Below are 15111 nucleotides of genomic sequence, written 5' to 3'. Positions count from 1 at the left end.
GATGTTATTTATCTGTGTATAGTTCAAGTTCGAGTACTGATACGTTGTAGTTATATACAGTCTCAATATATGATTTCTTTATGTCTCTTGCTGAATTGATGCTCTGTACAAATTCAGTGATGTCTATCTCGTTTGCACCGTAACGTGACACTGCGCTGTTTTGTAACGACTCTGCCTCATTGAGTGCCGCTTCGGTGAAGTACTGGAGACTCTCTTTCTGCTGTCTCAGTCTGCCTTTCAGCTCTTCCACCTTATTGTTGAGCATGGTTCTGTTGTTGTCAGCTTCCCATTCCGCTATTCTCAGACTGATTTTAGCCTGCTTGCTTCTGCTTTTCTGAGGGAAGAACAATATCGGGAATGAAACTCCTACCATCCACGAATTAAGGTTTTTCAGAGGAGCGATTTTCTGACGTGTATATCCGAATGAAAATTCAGGGAAGAACTTGCTTCTTTCTATCTGTAGCAGTTTCTTCTGCTCATCCACTTTTCCCAAGAAATAGTTCAGATGGTCTGCCGATGGCAATAAATCAGTATCACTGCTCTGGAATATTGCAAGAGAATCGTCAGAAGGCAATATCTGAATGTCTGAATAGCATACCCATGTCAGCCTTTTCTTTGCCAATGAAACTTCTTCCTGCCAGTGGAGCAGCATGATACGCATATTTGCAGCCATAGCAGAAATCATGTTTTTCTCTGTCAGGTCGATATCTCCCTGAGAATAGCGCAAATCTCCACTCTGTGCTATCTCATCCTGATGCTTGTACAGACTGTATATGCTGTTGGCATACTGGTAATATGTCCATGCACGCTTAACTTCGGCTATGATTTCCTTTTTAACCATATTACGATAGTATTCTCCTGTACTGACCTGCGATTTTACAAGAGAATTCTTATAGAATGGTGTCAGGAATGAACCTAGCGACTGCTCTATGCTCATTTCATTGTCTTTATTGAACTCACCGTTCAACTGTCCCCAGGCATAGCTGAAAGAAGTGCTTCCTCCGTCCCATATTTCTCCTCTTGTTGCTCTCGACTTTTCTATCTCGGCAGTAGCGACTTTCAGTCTTGGGTGGTTCTGTAGTGCAATCTCTATAGCTTCCTCCATGCTTACTCGTTTAGCCTCACTGCTCTGGGCATTGGCACCTACGGCAAATGACAGGATAATCGCTGTCATTGCTATGGTTCGTGCTGTACCGCTCATCTTTCTGCAATTCTTTTTTCTCATAATCGAGTGTGAAATATTATTTACAAGTTTATAGAACACAGGAATGATAATCAGTGTCAGAACTGTAGATACAATCAGTCCGCCTATCACCACTGTAGCCAATGGCCTTTGTACTTCCGCACCGGCTGATGTAGCTATAGCCATAGGCACAAATCCCAATGAAGCCACAAGTCCGGTAAGGAATACAGGTCTCAGCAGATGCGGACATCCGTGTCTTATTATACTTCCCGTACACATGGTGTATTCGTTTTTCTTTCTTAAATCGTTGAAATGGTTAATCATAAGAATACCGTTTAATACTGCCACCCCGAACAGGGCAATGAACCCCACTCCGGCTGATATACTGAACGGCAATCCTCTGAGCCATAACGCCACGATACCACCGATAAGTGACAATGGTACGGTAGAGAATACCACAAGCGAATAAATTACGCTTCTGAATGCGAAAAACAGCAATAGCAGGATGAGCATCAACGCTATAGGTATCGCAACAGTAAGAGTGTTGATGGCATTCTGAAGATTTTCGAACTGCCCTCCGTATTCAAAGTAATATCCCGGTTTGAGCTTTATGTTCTTGTCCAGTGACTCCTGAATCTTTGATACCACTTGTTTGATGTCCGCATTTCTTACGTTTACACCAATTACCACACGTCGTTTCGTAGCGTCACGGTTTATCTGAAGAGGTCCGTTCTGGAAAGAAATCTCGGCTACTTCACTCAGCGGTATGCGTACACCCTCGGCAGTACGTACAAACAGTCTGTTTATGTTCAGATCCTTTACCTTCTCGTTGTCAAGACGTACAACGAGGTCGAAGCGCCTTTCGTTTTCGAATACAACTCCGGCAGTTTCTCCTGCGTATGCAGTACGGATTATGGTGTTCAACTCCTCAATATCGATACCATAACGGGCAATTTTGGCTCTGTCATAGTTCACCAAAAGCTGTGGTAGTCCCATAGCCTGTTCTACAAGTACATCCGATGCCCCTGGAATCTGCTCGACATACCGAGCTGCCTCTTTGGTCTTGCTATACAGCTCTTCCATGTCTTCGCCATACAGTTTTATCGCTATATCAGCTTTAGCGCCTGTCATAAGCTCGTTGAAACGGAGCTGGATAGGTTGGCTGAAGTTGAATTCTACGTCTTCAATACTTTCGAGTGAAGCTTTCATCTTTTCCACCATTTCGTCCCTGCTCTTGGCCGATGTCCATTCAGAGAAAGGTTTCATCACAATCATTATGTCCGCGTCTTCCACAGCCATAGGGTCTGTCGGCACTTCCGCTGTACCTATTTTTGTCACTACATGCTTTATCTCGGGGAATTTCTCTTTCAGAATCTTCTCTGCTTCAAGCGAGACACTGATACTTTTGCTCAGGGAACTTCCGGCAGGCAGTGTCATCTGCATTGCAAAGTCTCCTTCATCGAGGGTAGGGATAAATTCTGCTCCAAGCTTGGTAAACAGAAACAGCGATGCTATAAGAGCCACAAACGATGTAGCGATAGTGCCCCAGATGTGTTTCAGACAAAAGTCCAATGCTTTTTTGTAATAATAGGCGAGACGTGAGAAAAACTAGTCTGGCAAGAGTAGGTTTCACAGAAACGGTTCTTTTCAGGAACAGCGATGCCATCATAGGTACGTATGTCAGTGACAATAGTAATGCTCCTATGATACAGAACACCAATGTCTTTGCCATAGGGGTGAAGTACTTTCCTTCTATTCCTGTAAGAGTGAGGATAGGGAAAAACACTATCAGGATGATAAGTACGGCAAAGGTGGCACTTCTCACCACGTTGCCCGCACCTTTCTCGACCTCTTCATCCATTTCTTCGCGGGTGAATGTCCTGCCCATCATTCCTTTGCTGTAGATATGCGCAAGGATTCCTTCAAGTATCACTATCGAACCATCCACCACAATTCCGAAGTCTATGGCCCCAAGACTCATAAGATTGGCCGACACACCGAATATCCTCATCATGATGAATCCGAAAAGCATGGCAAGAGGAATGATTGATGCCACGATAAGTCCTGCCCTGACATTTCCGAGGAATATAATCAGTACAAGGAATACTATTATGGCGCCTTCTATAAGATTCTTTATTACTGTGGATATATTTCTGTTTACAAGCTCAGAACGGTTCAGGTAAGGCTCTACGCTTACACCTTCGGGAAGCATCTTCTGGACCTTCTCCATGCGTTTCTCAAGTTCCCCTGTCACGACATTGGCGTTTGCGCCTTTAAGCATCATCGCTATGCCGCCCACACATTCTCCCTCACCATCCTTTGTCATGGCTCCGAAACGTTTTGGAGCGCCAAATCTCACTTTACCTATATCTGCTACGTGTACAGGAATACCGCCACGGTTGGTCACTACAATCTGTTCTATGTCTTTGATGTCATTAATCATACCTTCCGAACGGATATAGTATGCACGGTTCACCTTTTCTATATAGCTGCCTCCGGTATTCTGGTTGTTCTTGCTGAGTGCAGAGAACACTTCGCCTATAGTGATATTCAGTGAATACAGAGCGTCAGGGTCAACAGCCACCTCGTATTGTTTCAGATAACCGCCAAAACTGTTTATCTCCACTATGCCGGGTATTCCTGAGAGCTGTCTTTTCACTATCCAGTCCTGGATGGTCCGCAGCTCCATGGCATCATATTTGTCCTCGTACCCGGGAGCTACTTTAAGTACATACTGGTATATTTCTCCCAATCCGGTAGTGATAGGCATCATTTCCGGCGTGCCCAATTCTGGCGGGATTTCACCTGCCACGGTTTGTATCTGTTCGTTAATCAACTGCCTGGCATCCAGAGTCGGTACGTCTTCCTTGAAAACCACTGTAACGAGCGAAAGTCCGAATCTTGACACAGATCTGATTTCTTCCACATTCATGATGTTGCTCATGGCGATTTCTATCGGGAATGTGATGAGCTGTTCCACTTCCTGTGGCGCAAGGGTAGGCGATACAGTTACTATCTGCACCTGATTGTTAGTTATGTCCGGCACGGCATCTATTGGCAACGTAAGCATTGAATAGATTCCGCCCGCTAACAGGAAAAAGGTGGTGAGAACCACGAACAGTTTTTTCTGATAGAGAAATGAACGATTTTTTTAAACATAGTTTTTGCGTGATTATGTTATTTCTGATAATAGTGCAAAAATATGTATTATGTCATTGTTCCGGTGTCGGTATTTTACGAGGCTGATAAAAACGTAGGTGAAACGGCTGTTTGTGGAGGTGAAATTTTATTCTGTTTTCACTGAAAAAAAACGTGCCCGCATTTGATTTCGAATGCGGGCACGTTTAAAGTCAAACACGGGCACGTTTAAATTAAGCGTGGGTTTATCCTTTAAGTATCTCTTTTATGCCTCCCAAAGAGCCTAATAGGGAGGTCGCTTCGTATGGGATATAAACGGTCTTGTTATCCTTTCCGCTTGTCATTTCCTTAAGTGTCTCAATGTATTTCAGAGCAATCTGATAAGAAGCAGGGTCTGAACTGGAACCTTTAATTGCTTCAGCAATTTTCTCAATGGCTTCGGCTTCCGCTTTAGCCTGAAGTATTTTAGCTTCAGCCTCGCCCTGAGCCATAAGGATTTGCGATTCTTTCTGTGCCTTGGCCTGGTTTATCTGAGCTTCCTTTTCTCCTTCGGAATAAAGAATCTTCGATGTCTTGTCACCTTCAGCCTTCAGGATCTTTGCACGGCGTTCGCGCTCTGCCTGCATCTGCTGTTCCATGGCACGGCGTACACTTTCGGGAGGAGTGATGTCCTGCAGTTCCACACGGTTCACTTTAACTCCCCATTTGTTTGTTGCCTCGTCAAGAACCTCACGAAGACGAGAGTTGATTGTATCACGCGATGTCAAGGTTTCGTCCAGTTCCAGCTCACCGATAATGTTACGTAGAGTTGTCTGCGTAAGTTTCTCTATTGCGTTAGGCAGGTTTTCTATCTCATATACAGACTTGAACGGGTCTGTAATCTGGAAATACAGCAATGCGTTAATGCTGGTAGTCACATTATCTTTGGTAATCACGCTCTGTTCCGGGAAATCGTAAACCTGTTCACGAAGGTCTATCACGTCCGACATCCTTATCAGTGTCTGTGTAGTGCCGTTCATTCTGGTCACCACATACCGTGTATAAACTTTTCTCGGTCTGTCAAGAATAGGCCATATTATGTTTATACCGGAAGACAACGTGCTGTGGTATCTTCCCAATCTCTCAATCACTTTTGTTTCCCCCTGTCGGATAATTTTAAGCCCTTGCACTGCGAAAACTATCACAACAAGTGCCACAAGCCCTACAATAATCAAAGCTCCCATAATGAATGTTTTTTATAAGTTTATAATACAGTTAGTCATACTTTCCTGACGGTAAGGATTATGCTGTCCACTTTCAGGACCTCTACCTTCTCGCCTGCGGTGATACTATCGCCATTTTCTGATACTGCTTTCCATCTGTCCCCGTCGATGGCTACGCGTCCGCTATTTGTTTCCGGAATGATGTCTTCCTCAACGATGGCTGTCCGTCCGATAAGAGCTTCCACTCCGCTTTTAGGCGAATCTTTCTTCCTTGAAAGAAATTTGAGCATGAACGGGCGTATATAGATAAATGATATTAAGGTGAAAACAGCGAATACCGTAATCTGCCATACCAAAGAGTCGGTGAAACAAGATGCCACCGCTGCGCCAACGGCTCCAATAGCCAGACATAATGCTGCAAAACCTACGGTGATTATTTCTATTATAACAAGTGCCAGTGCTATGGCAAGCCATATTTGCCAGATTTCCATAAAATAAGTGTTTTTTAAAGATTTATGTTGTCAAGATATTAAAAGTTTTCGGGTTTTCAAAGGAGAATATGAGATATTCTTAATTATGATTTTGAGCGATATAATCATTCCAGATTTCTGTAGCAAGATATTTGTCACTTCTGCAATGTAGGTCAGCAATACCCTCGTCTATAAGGTCTGCTATTTCAGAACTATAATATATATCTGTAGCTTCTTCAATTGTTATATGATACATCTCACTCAAGCTTGATATTATGTTTGAGCATTTTACTCCTTTATATATTTGTTTTGAAACTCCTGTCATAATTTAATACTTTCAATATAAGTTAAACATTCATCTATCATTTGTTGTGACCGAATACATAATTGGATATTTGGCTTTTCGTATTTCAATAAACCTAACGCTTGCTCTTTGGATAATTCACCTGCGAAATATCTGTCTAATGTTAAAATAACACGATCGTTGGCAATACCTCCAATAATCATATCATAAAGTTCTACAGGATTTCCTATACGACAATTTGCGACATAATCCAACCATTCGCTGTTATATGAATCAAAACGAAGTAAGTTCCATTTATCAATATTATAACTTAACTCATATATATTGAGCCAAGCAGGTTTACCTCTACGCAGAAAACGCAGTGCGTATTTTTCAGCCTGTTCACGTATTGTTGTAATGTAAAATCCCTGTCCGAAATCAAGATACTCCCTTGAATGTATCGTGTCCGGATTTTCTACTATAACACTTGAAGCATGATATACTTTCATAATTATAGAACTCCTTTCTCTTTCATATAATCTGTCAGGTCTTCCATCAGATAACGCGAACCAAATGTATGCAGTACATCGTATGAGGGGACAATGTATCCATACAGTATCCCTGATTCTTTAAGCCGTTTATAAACTTCTCTCTGTGATAGATGAAGATGTACAGCCAATGAGCTGATGCAAAATGTTACAAAATCCAAAACTTCTTTATCCATAATCATTTGAGATTTTAATAGTTCGCATGAATTATAACAAAATTACAAATTACTTGGTTATTATAAATAATTGAGTAATGTTTTTTTATTCATTCTTAGATAAAAGGATATCTTGTATTCAGATAGTCTACCCATTGCTTGTTCTTTTCATTCATCTCAAAGTGCTTACATATAAGAAGGATGAGTTTTTCGATGGTAATATAGCCGAATGTTGCTTTTCCATATTCCGACAGTAATTTTTCATACTCAGGAAGTACTTTCTTGAAATGGATATTACCATTGGGATAAAGTGTGATACTATGGAATCTGTCGATTTGTTCGTTCATAACCATCGCAGCACCTAATAAATGATTCCTCCATATCTGCCTGTAGTCATCTTTGCAAAGCAATGTTTCACTTAGGTGGTGGTTGCATATCTCATTTGTGTACAATCCGCATTGTCGAGTCTTGGTAGCGTATAGAGAATCTTCCTGCTCCATAACTCTCTTTTTTTCTAATTTTCCAAAAGGATATCTTTCTTCAGTATATTTCACTTCAATACCTACACCACATTTTTTCCCATTGTACATATATTCAATATATGTATCGAATGAAGTGTTGTCATCAAGTGCGCTTTCTTTTTGCGGAGCCCATTCTATACGAACATCTGTTACATTATCTATCTCGTCGGTTATCAGAATTTCTTTTAATAGAGCGGCTGTGGCTTGCAGGTCAGATTTCATTGGATAAAATACATTCCATGGGATATGTTCACTCCTAAGCATATTGCCCATAAGTCCCTCATGGAGAGCTGTATTCAATTTCCCGTATCGCTCCTTTATGCCATTAAGTATATCGTTTCGATAAACCTCACAGAAATTATATCCTAATGAAGCGAATGGCTCCATGAGGAAAGCCCCATACTTACCGAACTTGTGTTTGGGATTGTATGGAATTCCTAACACCATCTGACGAAAAAGTGACTGCTTTTTCCTTGCATGTGCTTTGAATGCTGGTTCACTGGCGCTAAGTGGGATTTCTTGATATGCTGCTTTCTGTTTTAATAATATAAGCTTTTCTAGTTTATATATTTTGTTTGTCATACTTTTAAACCTATGTACTGAAGAATATGATGAGTAATTATTTGTAATCTGTTTTCGTAATTAAATTTGTGGACTATAACAATTAAAGCAAGTAACCTAATTAATCAGGTAGTAGACATGGAAGAGATGTTGTTTTAAGATTATGAAGTCTGAACTTGTGATATCTACAAGTAGTGGGGCATATATCTTTTAAAAAACATTTATCCAATAAAACAATATTTATTGTGATATTTTAAATAAGTCTTGTGTGCCTCTTCAATACGACAAAGAGATAAAGTTGAAGTCAATCCCAATAAATACTTGTCATTTTTGGAAAGCAATTTTGAGTAAATTGCTTTCCCCTCAGAGGTGAATGTTAAGTAACCCAAATCAAATAACTTATCATAATTTGGTAAAAGTAATAATCCGTTGAATACATCCAGCCGTTCATCATTTGTTGAATCTTTCCAAGGTTTTATGTGAGAAGCTACTAGCATATCTGTTAATGAACATTTGCTTATAGCACATCCATCCCAATACTTAATCAAATTGTTACGAAATACCCCTTGACCTCTTCTAGACAAGATAATAGATTCTTTTTCAGTAACAGACAGATGTTGATTCTCTTTAATTTTCTCAATCTCTGATAAAATACTGTTATCGTATCGCTTACGATAATCTGATTTTAGGAAATCTAAGAATTTACGTAAACCGGAACGAAAATCAGAGATAGATTTTCTAGTACAATATTTTTCCCTTTCAGTGCAGCGTATTTCCTCTTTTCGTAAAATATCTTCAACACTTTCTTCATTTAGAGTATTATCTATACGGTAAGTCGTTGAAAGAAACTTTAATCTAGAAATATAATCACTACTAGTTTTTGGAGTTAAACCTCCTTCCGTAACCATGTAATGATAAAAATCCGATTGGATGTTCAAAAAATGTTTTTCCTTCTTGTCCATCTAATTATTGTTTATTTTCTTCATTATCTACTTCTTCCATTGCACGCATCAGAGTATTTAATACCTGATCGTATTCTTCACTCAACCAATCTAAGCAAACACTTTCTCTTTCTTGGTAAAGCAAATCATAGGCATCTGCTAAAGCTTTACGAATCAATTTTGTATCCATATCTTATTTTATGCAAATTCTATTTATTAAGTTATTCCCTATAAAAATAATATTCTGCTATTCAGTAATAAAAATTTTAGGTTTTGTTATATCTATAACTTGTTTTTGTCCAGAAATACAGTTTCCCTCTTGTTCTTTCAGAAGGTGTATTTCCAATACATTGGTATCTTTATTAGAATTAAAACCTTTACGTTTTTCGGCTACACAGAAATAATACTACACTAAACAAAAATTATTATTACAAATTTAATAAAACTACGAAAAATAGAGTTTGTATTTAATTATTTTAAATATAAAAATTACAATTTGTGGAGTTCCTTTAGATTTAATCTTTTTTCTAGAGAAGTTGGGAATTTCCATATTAAATATAGACGTTTTTTATCTATTTTTCATACCTTTGCATTATCTGAATTAAAAACATTACGATTATGATTATCGACAAACTTGAAAACATTGGAATGTATGCCTCTGTTAATCCGCTGTTTGCTCAGGCTATTGAATTTTTGAAATCAACAGACCTTAATGCTCACGAACTTGGTAAGGTAGTGCTGAAAGAAGGCGAACTGTTCGTTAATTTTGCAGCTGCCAGACCAAAGACTAAGGATGATGCAAAAATCGAAACACACAATAATTTCATCGACATCCAGATTCCTCTCACAGGTACTGAACTTATGGGATATATGCCAAGAACAGACCTTGCTGAGGCTGAATACAATACTGAAAAGGATGTAACTTTCTATCCCTGTCATGCTACTGACTATCTGACTGTTAAACCAGGTATGTTCGCTATCTTCTTCCCTGAAGATGCTCATGCTCCTGGCGTGACTGAAGTGGAACTGAAGAAAGTTATTGTAAAGGTTAGAGTGAAATAAGATATCGGTTTCCATTTACGGACCATTTGATAACGGAAGAATAGGCAAGCATTAGGCTGTCTGCCTGTTCTTCCGTTTTTGTTTTTAATTGATTTCTCTGTTTCTTCATCGTATCTGCAATATTTCCGCCTGTCCTTATCAAATTGGTATATTTCATTGCTGTTATGGTACATTTTCAGTGTTTATTATGGATTAATTTTGCAGGAAAATATAAGTAATATGACTGTGTGTATTAAATCTCTGATTCAGAATATGAATATTGTTATAGGTTGTACTATAGGGTGTAACTACTGTTATGCCAGGTGTAACTGCAACAGGTTTCATATGACTGATGATTTCTCAAAACCGGAATATATGGGCAGGAAGTTATATCTTATGGATAATCCGAAATCACATGTATGGTTTCTCACCGGAATGAGCGATTTCTCTGATTGGAAAACAGAATGGAATAATGAAATATTCAATCGTATATCTATTAATCCTCAGCATTCTTACATATTATTGACCAAGCGACCTGAACTTATTGATTTCAGAACAGACGATGAAAATGTGTGGATGGGTGTGACTGTAACCAGGGCGTCAGAGAAAAAACGTCTTACAGATTTAAAGAAACATGTTAAGGCTAAACATTATCATGCCACATTTGAACCTCTTTTTGAGGATATAGGCGAAATTGATTTTAGAGGGTTTGACTGGGTCGTTATAGGAACAGAAACCGGAAAAAGAAAAGGGAAAGTTGATGCCAGGCCAGAGTGGGTATTACATATAGCTGAACAAGCAAAAAAATGTAATATTCCTGTTTTTATGAAAGAAGATCTTTTGCCTATTATGGGTGAAGATAACATGATTCAAGAATTACCGGAACAATTTATTAAAAAAGCATGGAAAAAGAAATCATCAGTGAAATAGAGGTGCAAAGCGTGATGACCAAATCGTCTTTGCCGGTTGGAGGATTCTCTGTCAATCCGTACGTGGGATGTCCTCACGCGTGTAAGTATTGTTATGCATCGTTCATGAAGCGTTTTACCGGCCATACGGAGCCGTGGGGAACCTTTCTTGATGTGAAGCACTGGAAACCTATAGCCAATCCGCATAAATACGATGGCCAGAGGATTGTTATCGGTTCCGTTACAGACGGATATAATCCATACGAAGAGGAGTTTTGCATGACTCGCAGACTTCTGCAAGAGCTGGAAGGTACAAATGCCGAGATAATGATATGTACCAAGTCCGATTTGGTTTTGCGTGACCTCGAGTTGCTGAAGAAGTTCCCGAAGGTTACAGTATCATGGTCTATAAACACCTTGGATGAGCAATTCCGAACAGATATGGACCGTGCTGTAAGTATAGAGCGGAGAATTGAGGCAATGAGGAAGGTGTACGAATCAGGAATACGTACGGTGTGTTTCGTGTCGCCTATATTCCCTGGCATTACCGATGCGAAAGCTATTATTGGGCGTGTAAAGGATTTTGCCGATTTGGTATGGCTTGAAAATCTAAACCTCAGGGGACAATTCAAGGGTACTATCATGAATTATATCAAGGAAAAACATCCGGATGTTTTTGTCTTGTATGATGAAATATATAACAAGAAACGATTAGACTATTGGGAGTCACTAGAAAAGGAGATTTCAATGTTCGCAAAACAAAACGGTTTCCCTTATTTGGTTAATGACCTCCCATATGGACGTTCGGAGAAAGGGAAGCCTGTTATAGTAAATTATTTTTATCACGAGAGAATAAAGTTGAAACCGTGAAACTAGTTATATTGGCTTGACAGATGTCACAAATTCACTGATGGTCTGTCCTGTCATCTGTTTGAAGAAACGCATCAGATGGTTCGGCTCAGAGAAATGCAGGCGGAAGGCTATCTCTTTTACAGACATATCGGAGAAAAGAATATCGTTTTTCACCTCCTGTAGCAACCGCTGTTTCAGCAGGTGTACGGCCGACAGACCGAACTCACGCATGACAGCCTTATTTAGAGTTACCCTGCTTATGTTCATCATTTCAGAATAGTCCGTGACCCGTGTCTTCTCGGAAATATGTTTTTCCAGCAGTTCTTTGTATTGGTATGCGTAATTGTTCTGCGGAGGTGCGAAAGGAAGGTTGAAATGCTTGGCGTAGAATCTGTTCAGTAATAGAAGAAACTGATACAGACAGGCCACAATCATATGATAACCGTCAGCTACAGGATTATGCAGTTCTCTTTTCATTTGTTGCAAGATTGAGAGATATGTCGCCATTTCTTTATTCGGCATATCGAAAAAAGTTGGATAGTCATGCTGGTAGCAATACAGTAGTCTGTACATGAAGTATTTGTCGGACAGGAAATTGTTGATGAACTCCTCCTGAAATATTAAGAATGTATAGTCCAACTTGTCCAGGCTGACATGCCATTCCTGAATCTGGAAAGGGGATACTACAAGTACCATATTAGGGTGCAACTCTATCTTTCTGCCCGACAAAAGCATATAGCCTTCTGCTTTACGAAAGAAATAAAACTCAAAGAAATCAGTTTTATACCGTTTTTCAAGATTGAACCATCCCGGCTTTTCTGAACTTTCGGCCGTATTAAGAAGGAAATCTACCCCACATGAGCTTTTGGAGTATTTCAGCAGAGAAATGTGCTCAGCCGTTTCTGCCGGATAAATGCCATACGATTCTTTATGCTTCATGATACTTGTATTTTGCTACAAAGTTAGTCTTTTTTTGTTATTTCTATTTGTGATGCAATATCCGGTGTTATAGCAATCTCTGAATTTAGTATTTTATATACTATAGGGCTACCTAAAGGTGCATATCTGATAGCTTCAACTGTTTTGCCTTTTATGAACCCCATTCCCGATAAACGTTTTCTTAACAGTCCCTGTCCATTGATTTTTGTTATGATTCCTTTTTCTCCTTTCTTAAGCTCTGAAAGTTTCATAGCTCTCTATCGTTTCTTGATGTGAGGATTTTTCCTGTGTCGAAAAGCAGGTTCTTTGCCCAGCGTATTATTACGGCAGAACATACAACAGCCACGAGTGTGTCAATCCATGTAATATCCCATATCATTGCACATATCAGTCCGAAGATGGCTCCGAGGCTTGTCAGGGCATCGGCCACTACGTGCAGGTATGCCGAATGGCGGTTATAGTCTTCATGCTTATGCCCGTTGTTGTCGTGTAATACAAATGCGCATATTATGTTTACCACCATTCCTATGGCTGCTACAATCATAGCTTCCGTGTATTTAATCTCAATGGCAGGAGTGAAGAAACGTTCTGCCGCCTCTATGATGATAAAAATAGCAAACATCAATAAAAGAATTCCGCTTGTATAGGCCGAAAGTGACAGAACCTTGTTATTGTCAATATTATTTACCTGTTTTTTCTGTAATCTGCGTACTAATGCGTATGCACCCCAACTGAGACCTATCGCCAGTACGTGCGAGCCCATGTGAATACCGTCGGCAAGAAGTGCCATTGAGTTTGAGAACAGTCCGAATATTATTTCAAGTACCATTGTTGTAGCCGAGAATACTACTACAAAAGCTGTTCTCTTTTCACCTTGAGATTTTTCCTGTGTTACAGATTCATGTCTATATCCCATATTTTTATCGTTTTTATTATGGCACAAATTTATGGAACTTCAGTGATTCTGTAATTACACAAAATATCTCATTTTTGGTACATTTTATTCATCATGTTTTTGAATTCATGGGGCGTGATGCCTGTATTGCGTTTGAAGAAGCGTGAGAAATAGGACAATTCATTAAAACCTAACCTATATGCTATTTCAGAAATCTCAAAGTCCGTACGTAGTAACAAACGTTTTGTCTCCAATAACACTCGCTCGTTTATAATCTCTAATGCCGATTTGCCAAGATGCTTTTTTGCCAGTATGTTCAGGTAATTTGGGCTTACTCCTAATTTATATGCATAACTTTGTACCTGACGTTCTTTCACAAAATAACTGTCCACAAGTGTCTTGTACCTGTTCAGTACCTCCGGTATGGTAGAAATCCTGGAGTCGCATTTGCCTATCCTTTTAAACTCCAGCAGTAGGGTGTGCATCTCAGACTGTATTACAGCTGTAGAATTTGCAAGATTGGCATTTGATTCTGTATATATTTGGTCGAACAGTGTTTCTATACGTTTCTTCTCGTACTTATCCAAATCTTTATAAACCGCCATTGTGGCTTGAATGTCAGTAGAGTAGGGTATGATGAAATCATCAGTAAACTGTAATGCGGAATACCTGATTTTACCCTCAGGACAGAGAAAATGTATCTGCTCAGGTTTTACGAAGAAAATCCTGTCAGGTTGTATATTGTATTCTTCAAAATCAATGACGTGAATTCCGTTTCCTTCGTGTATCCAGTAAATGGCATAAAAGAAGTGCCTGTGTGAAAAATTTACTTCCACATTAACATCGTCTGTTATCTCACGTTTTATGCTGAAATCGTGTACTTTTACATGAGAGTGTCCTATTTGCAGACTGTCTATCCTGTTCATGCTAAATGTTCTTGTGCTTCCTGCCGCATTCAGGACATTCGCCCTTGATTACAAACGATACGGAGCGCATTGTAAATCCAGGTTTCAGCTCGAATTCGGGTAAAGGAATATCATCCATGCAGAATGATTTTCTGCATGACTCGCAGTAGAAATGTATATGAGCGTCGGACAGATTGCAAACCGTTTTACTTGTACACAGCTCATAGTTTAGTATTCCGCGTCCGTCCTCGAACGAATGTACTATGTCGTGTTCCAGAAACAGTGTCAGTACACGGAATATGCTCGATTTATCCATATTGGCAAGTATGTCCTCCAGGTCGGTAAGGCTCACGGGGCAGGCCTGCTCTTTCAGGGCTTTCAGAACAAGTATTCTGTTTGCTGTCGGTTTTACTCCCTTAAGCTCCAGGCTGTCAGCTAAATCATTAGTTTCCATCGTCTTTTCTGATTGTTTGTTTTCATCGCGGCAAAGATATAAAAAAATAAGTACATTTGTACGCCTGTCCGTTTTTATGCAACCCGGTTGCATATACTCCCGCAAAGTGTTTATG

Annotated in this window: 17 protein-coding genes and 1 pseudogene; 3 read left to right on the top strand and 15 right to left on the bottom strand. The window is 39.5% G+C overall.

Annotated elements, in window-relative coordinates:
- Positions 1-4: 4 nt before the first annotated feature.
- The 9 genes and pseudogenes from OCV82_RS01465 to OCV82_RS01425 form a co-directional block, all read right to left on the bottom strand.
- Positions 5-4342, bottom strand: a pseudogene (locus OCV82_RS01465) (CusA/CzcA family heavy metal efflux RND transporter).
- A gap of 224 nt (positions 4343-4566) precedes the next feature.
- On the bottom strand, positions 4567-5544 hold the full coding sequence (locus OCV82_RS01460) for an SPFH domain-containing protein (protein ID WP_154042761.1): 978 nt from the start codon (positions 5542-5544) through the stop codon (positions 4567-4569).
- 35 nt (positions 5545-5579) lie between these two features.
- On the bottom strand, positions 5580-6014 hold the full coding sequence (locus tag OCV82_RS01455) for an NfeD family protein (protein ID WP_154042760.1): 435 nt from the start codon (positions 6012-6014) through the stop codon (positions 5580-5582).
- Positions 6015-6093: 79 nt separating this feature from the next.
- Positions 6094-6318 (bottom strand): DUF3791 domain-containing protein, encoded by a 225-nt coding sequence (locus tag OCV82_RS01450; RefSeq protein ID WP_154042759.1) that lies wholly within the window; start codon positions 6316-6318, stop codon positions 6094-6096.
- Complete coding sequence (locus tag OCV82_RS01445) at positions 6315-6785, bottom strand: DUF3990 domain-containing protein (RefSeq protein ID WP_154042758.1); 471 nt, start codon at positions 6783-6785, stop codon at positions 6315-6317. Before OCV82_RS01445 ends, OCV82_RS01450 begins: the two co-directional genes overlap by 4 nt.
- Positions 6786-6787: 2 nt before the next feature.
- Positions 6788-7000, bottom strand: a complete 213-nt coding sequence (locus tag OCV82_RS01440; RefSeq protein WP_154042757.1) for a DUF3791 domain-containing protein — start codon at positions 6998-7000, stop codon at positions 6788-6790.
- 95 nt (positions 7001-7095) lie between these two features.
- Positions 7096-8082: a PGN_0703 family putative restriction endonuclease gene (locus OCV82_RS01435; RefSeq protein ID WP_154042756.1), complete on the bottom strand. Its 987-nt coding sequence runs from the start codon at positions 8080-8082 to the stop codon at positions 7096-7098.
- A 200-nt stretch (positions 8083-8282) separates the two neighbouring features.
- Entirely contained in the window at positions 8283-9023 is a 741-nt protein-coding gene (locus tag OCV82_RS01430) for an HNH endonuclease (protein WP_154042755.1), read from the bottom strand.
- 4 nt (positions 9024-9027) lie between these two features.
- Positions 9028-9192 carry a hypothetical protein gene (locus OCV82_RS01425; RefSeq protein ID WP_204393751.1) on the bottom strand — a complete coding sequence of 55 codons (165 nt, stop codon included), beginning with the start codon at positions 9190-9192 and terminating at the stop codon, positions 9028-9030.
- Between the two features lie 428 nt (positions 9193-9620).
- Here OCV82_RS01425 and OCV82_RS01420 point away from each other — a divergent pair, with 428 nt between their 5' ends.
- A complete protein-coding gene (locus OCV82_RS01420) occupies positions 9621-10064 on the top strand; it encodes a YhcH/YjgK/YiaL family protein (protein ID WP_154042754.1) in 444 nt (147 codons plus the stop codon).
- Here the strand turns inward: OCV82_RS01420 and OCV82_RS01415 are convergent.
- Positions 10051-10221, bottom strand: coding sequence for a hypothetical protein (locus OCV82_RS01415; RefSeq protein WP_258323334.1), 171 nt, complete (start codon positions 10219-10221; stop codon positions 10051-10053). The genes OCV82_RS01420 and OCV82_RS01415 overlap by 14 nt on opposite strands.
- A gap of 62 nt (positions 10222-10283) precedes the next feature.
- Here OCV82_RS01415 and OCV82_RS01410 point away from each other — a divergent pair, with 62 nt between their 5' ends.
- Together OCV82_RS01410 and OCV82_RS01405 are read left to right on the top strand one after the other, a co-directional pair.
- Positions 10284-10973, top strand: a complete 690-nt coding sequence (locus OCV82_RS01410) for a radical SAM mobile pair protein A (RefSeq protein ID WP_154042753.1) — start codon at positions 10284-10286, stop codon at positions 10971-10973.
- On the top strand, positions 10946-11821 hold the full coding sequence (locus OCV82_RS01405) for a radical SAM mobile pair protein B (RefSeq protein ID WP_154042752.1): 876 nt from the start codon (positions 10946-10948) through the stop codon (positions 11819-11821). Before OCV82_RS01410 ends, OCV82_RS01405 begins: the two co-directional genes overlap by 28 nt.
- Before the next feature lie 6 nt (positions 11822-11827).
- Here OCV82_RS01405 and OCV82_RS01400 read toward each other — a convergent pair whose 3' ends face one another.
- The 5 genes from OCV82_RS01400 to OCV82_RS01380 all read right to left on the bottom strand — a co-directional run bounded on the left by OCV82_RS01400 (position 11828) and on the right by OCV82_RS01380 (position 14996).
- Entirely contained in the window at positions 11828-12742 is a 915-nt protein-coding gene (locus OCV82_RS01400) for a helix-turn-helix domain-containing protein (protein ID WP_154042751.1), read from the bottom strand.
- 23 nt (positions 12743-12765) lie between these two features.
- The gene (locus tag OCV82_RS01395; RefSeq protein ID WP_154042750.1) at positions 12766-12993 is read right to left on the bottom strand and encodes a FeoA family protein; all 228 of its coding nucleotides are present in this window, start codon (positions 12991-12993) and stop codon (positions 12766-12768) included.
- A complete protein-coding gene (locus tag OCV82_RS01390; protein WP_154042749.1) occupies positions 12990-13658 on the bottom strand; it encodes a cation diffusion facilitator family transporter in 669 nt (222 codons plus the stop codon). Before OCV82_RS01390 ends, OCV82_RS01395 begins: the two co-directional genes overlap by 4 nt.
- A gap of 68 nt (positions 13659-13726) precedes the next feature.
- Positions 13727-14563: an AraC family transcriptional regulator gene (locus tag OCV82_RS01385; protein WP_154042748.1), complete on the bottom strand. Its 837-nt coding sequence runs from the start codon at positions 14561-14563 to the stop codon at positions 13727-13729.
- A gap of 1 nt (position 14564) precedes the next feature.
- Positions 14565-14996 carry a Fur family transcriptional regulator gene (locus OCV82_RS01380; protein ID WP_154042747.1) on the bottom strand — a complete coding sequence of 144 codons (432 nt, stop codon included), beginning with the start codon at positions 14994-14996 and terminating at the stop codon, positions 14565-14567.
- Between the last annotated feature and the right edge of the window lie 115 nt (positions 14997-15111).

This window comes from Bacteroides cellulolyticus, from assembly GCF_025567135.1.
Lineage (GTDB): Bacteria > Bacteroidota > Bacteroidia > Bacteroidales > Bacteroidaceae > Phocaeicola > Phocaeicola cellulolyticus.
This window is presented reverse-complemented; position numbering and strand designations above follow the sequence as displayed.

Bases quoted from the DNA above. Each gene is read 5' to 3' on its own strand.
- OCV82_RS01460 (WP_154042761.1), bottom strand. From the start codon at position 5,544: ATGGGAGCTTTGATTATTGTAGGGCTTGTGGCACTTGTTGTGATAGTT.
- OCV82_RS01455 (WP_154042760.1), bottom strand. From the start codon at position 6,014: ATGGAAATCTGGCAAATATGGCTTGCCATAGCACTGGCACTTGTTATA.
- OCV82_RS01450 (WP_154042759.1), bottom strand. From the start codon at position 6,318: ATGACAGGAGTTTCAAAACAAATATATAAAGGAGTAAAATGCTCAAAC.
- OCV82_RS01445 (WP_154042758.1), bottom strand. From the start codon at position 6,785: ATGAAAGTATATCATGCTTCAAGTGTTATAGTAGAAAATCCGGACACG.
- OCV82_RS01440 (WP_154042757.1), bottom strand. From the start codon at position 7,000: ATGGATAAAGAAGTTTTGGATTTTGTAACATTTTGCATCAGCTCATTG.
- OCV82_RS01435 (WP_154042756.1), bottom strand. From the start codon at position 8,082: ATGACAAACAAAATATATAAACTAGAAAAGCTTATATTATTAAAACAG.
- OCV82_RS01430 (WP_154042755.1), bottom strand. From the start codon at position 9,023: ATGGACAAGAAGGAAAAACATTTTTTGAACATCCAATCGGATTTTTAT.
- OCV82_RS01425 (WP_204393751.1), bottom strand. From the start codon at position 9,192: ATGGATACAAAATTGATTCGTAAAGCTTTAGCAGATGCCTATGATTTG.
- OCV82_RS01420 (WP_154042754.1), top strand. From the start codon at position 9,621: ATGATTATCGACAAACTTGAAAACATTGGAATGTATGCCTCTGTTAAT.
- OCV82_RS01415 (WP_258323334.1), bottom strand. From the start codon at position 10,221: ATGAAATATACCAATTTGATAAGGACAGGCGGAAATATTGCAGATACG.
- OCV82_RS01410 (WP_154042753.1), top strand. From the start codon at position 10,284: ATGACTGTGTGTATTAAATCTCTGATTCAGAATATGAATATTGTTATA.
- OCV82_RS01405 (WP_154042752.1), top strand. From the start codon at position 10,946: ATGGAAAAAGAAATCATCAGTGAAATAGAGGTGCAAAGCGTGATGACC.
- OCV82_RS01400 (WP_154042751.1), bottom strand. From the start codon at position 12,742: ATGAAGCATAAAGAATCGTATGGCATTTATCCGGCAGAAACGGCTGAG.
- OCV82_RS01395 (WP_154042750.1), bottom strand. From the start codon at position 12,993: ATGAAACTTTCAGAGCTTAAGAAAGGAGAAAAAGGAATCATAACAAAA.
- OCV82_RS01390 (WP_154042749.1), bottom strand. From the start codon at position 13,658: ATGGGATATAGACATGAATCTGTAACACAGGAAAAATCTCAAGGTGAA.
- OCV82_RS01385 (WP_154042748.1), bottom strand. From the start codon at position 14,563: ATGAACAGGATAGACAGTCTGCAAATAGGACACTCTCATGTAAAAGTA.
- OCV82_RS01380 (WP_154042747.1), bottom strand. From the start codon at position 14,996: ATGGAAACTAATGATTTAGCTGACAGCCTGGAGCTTAAGGGAGTAAAA.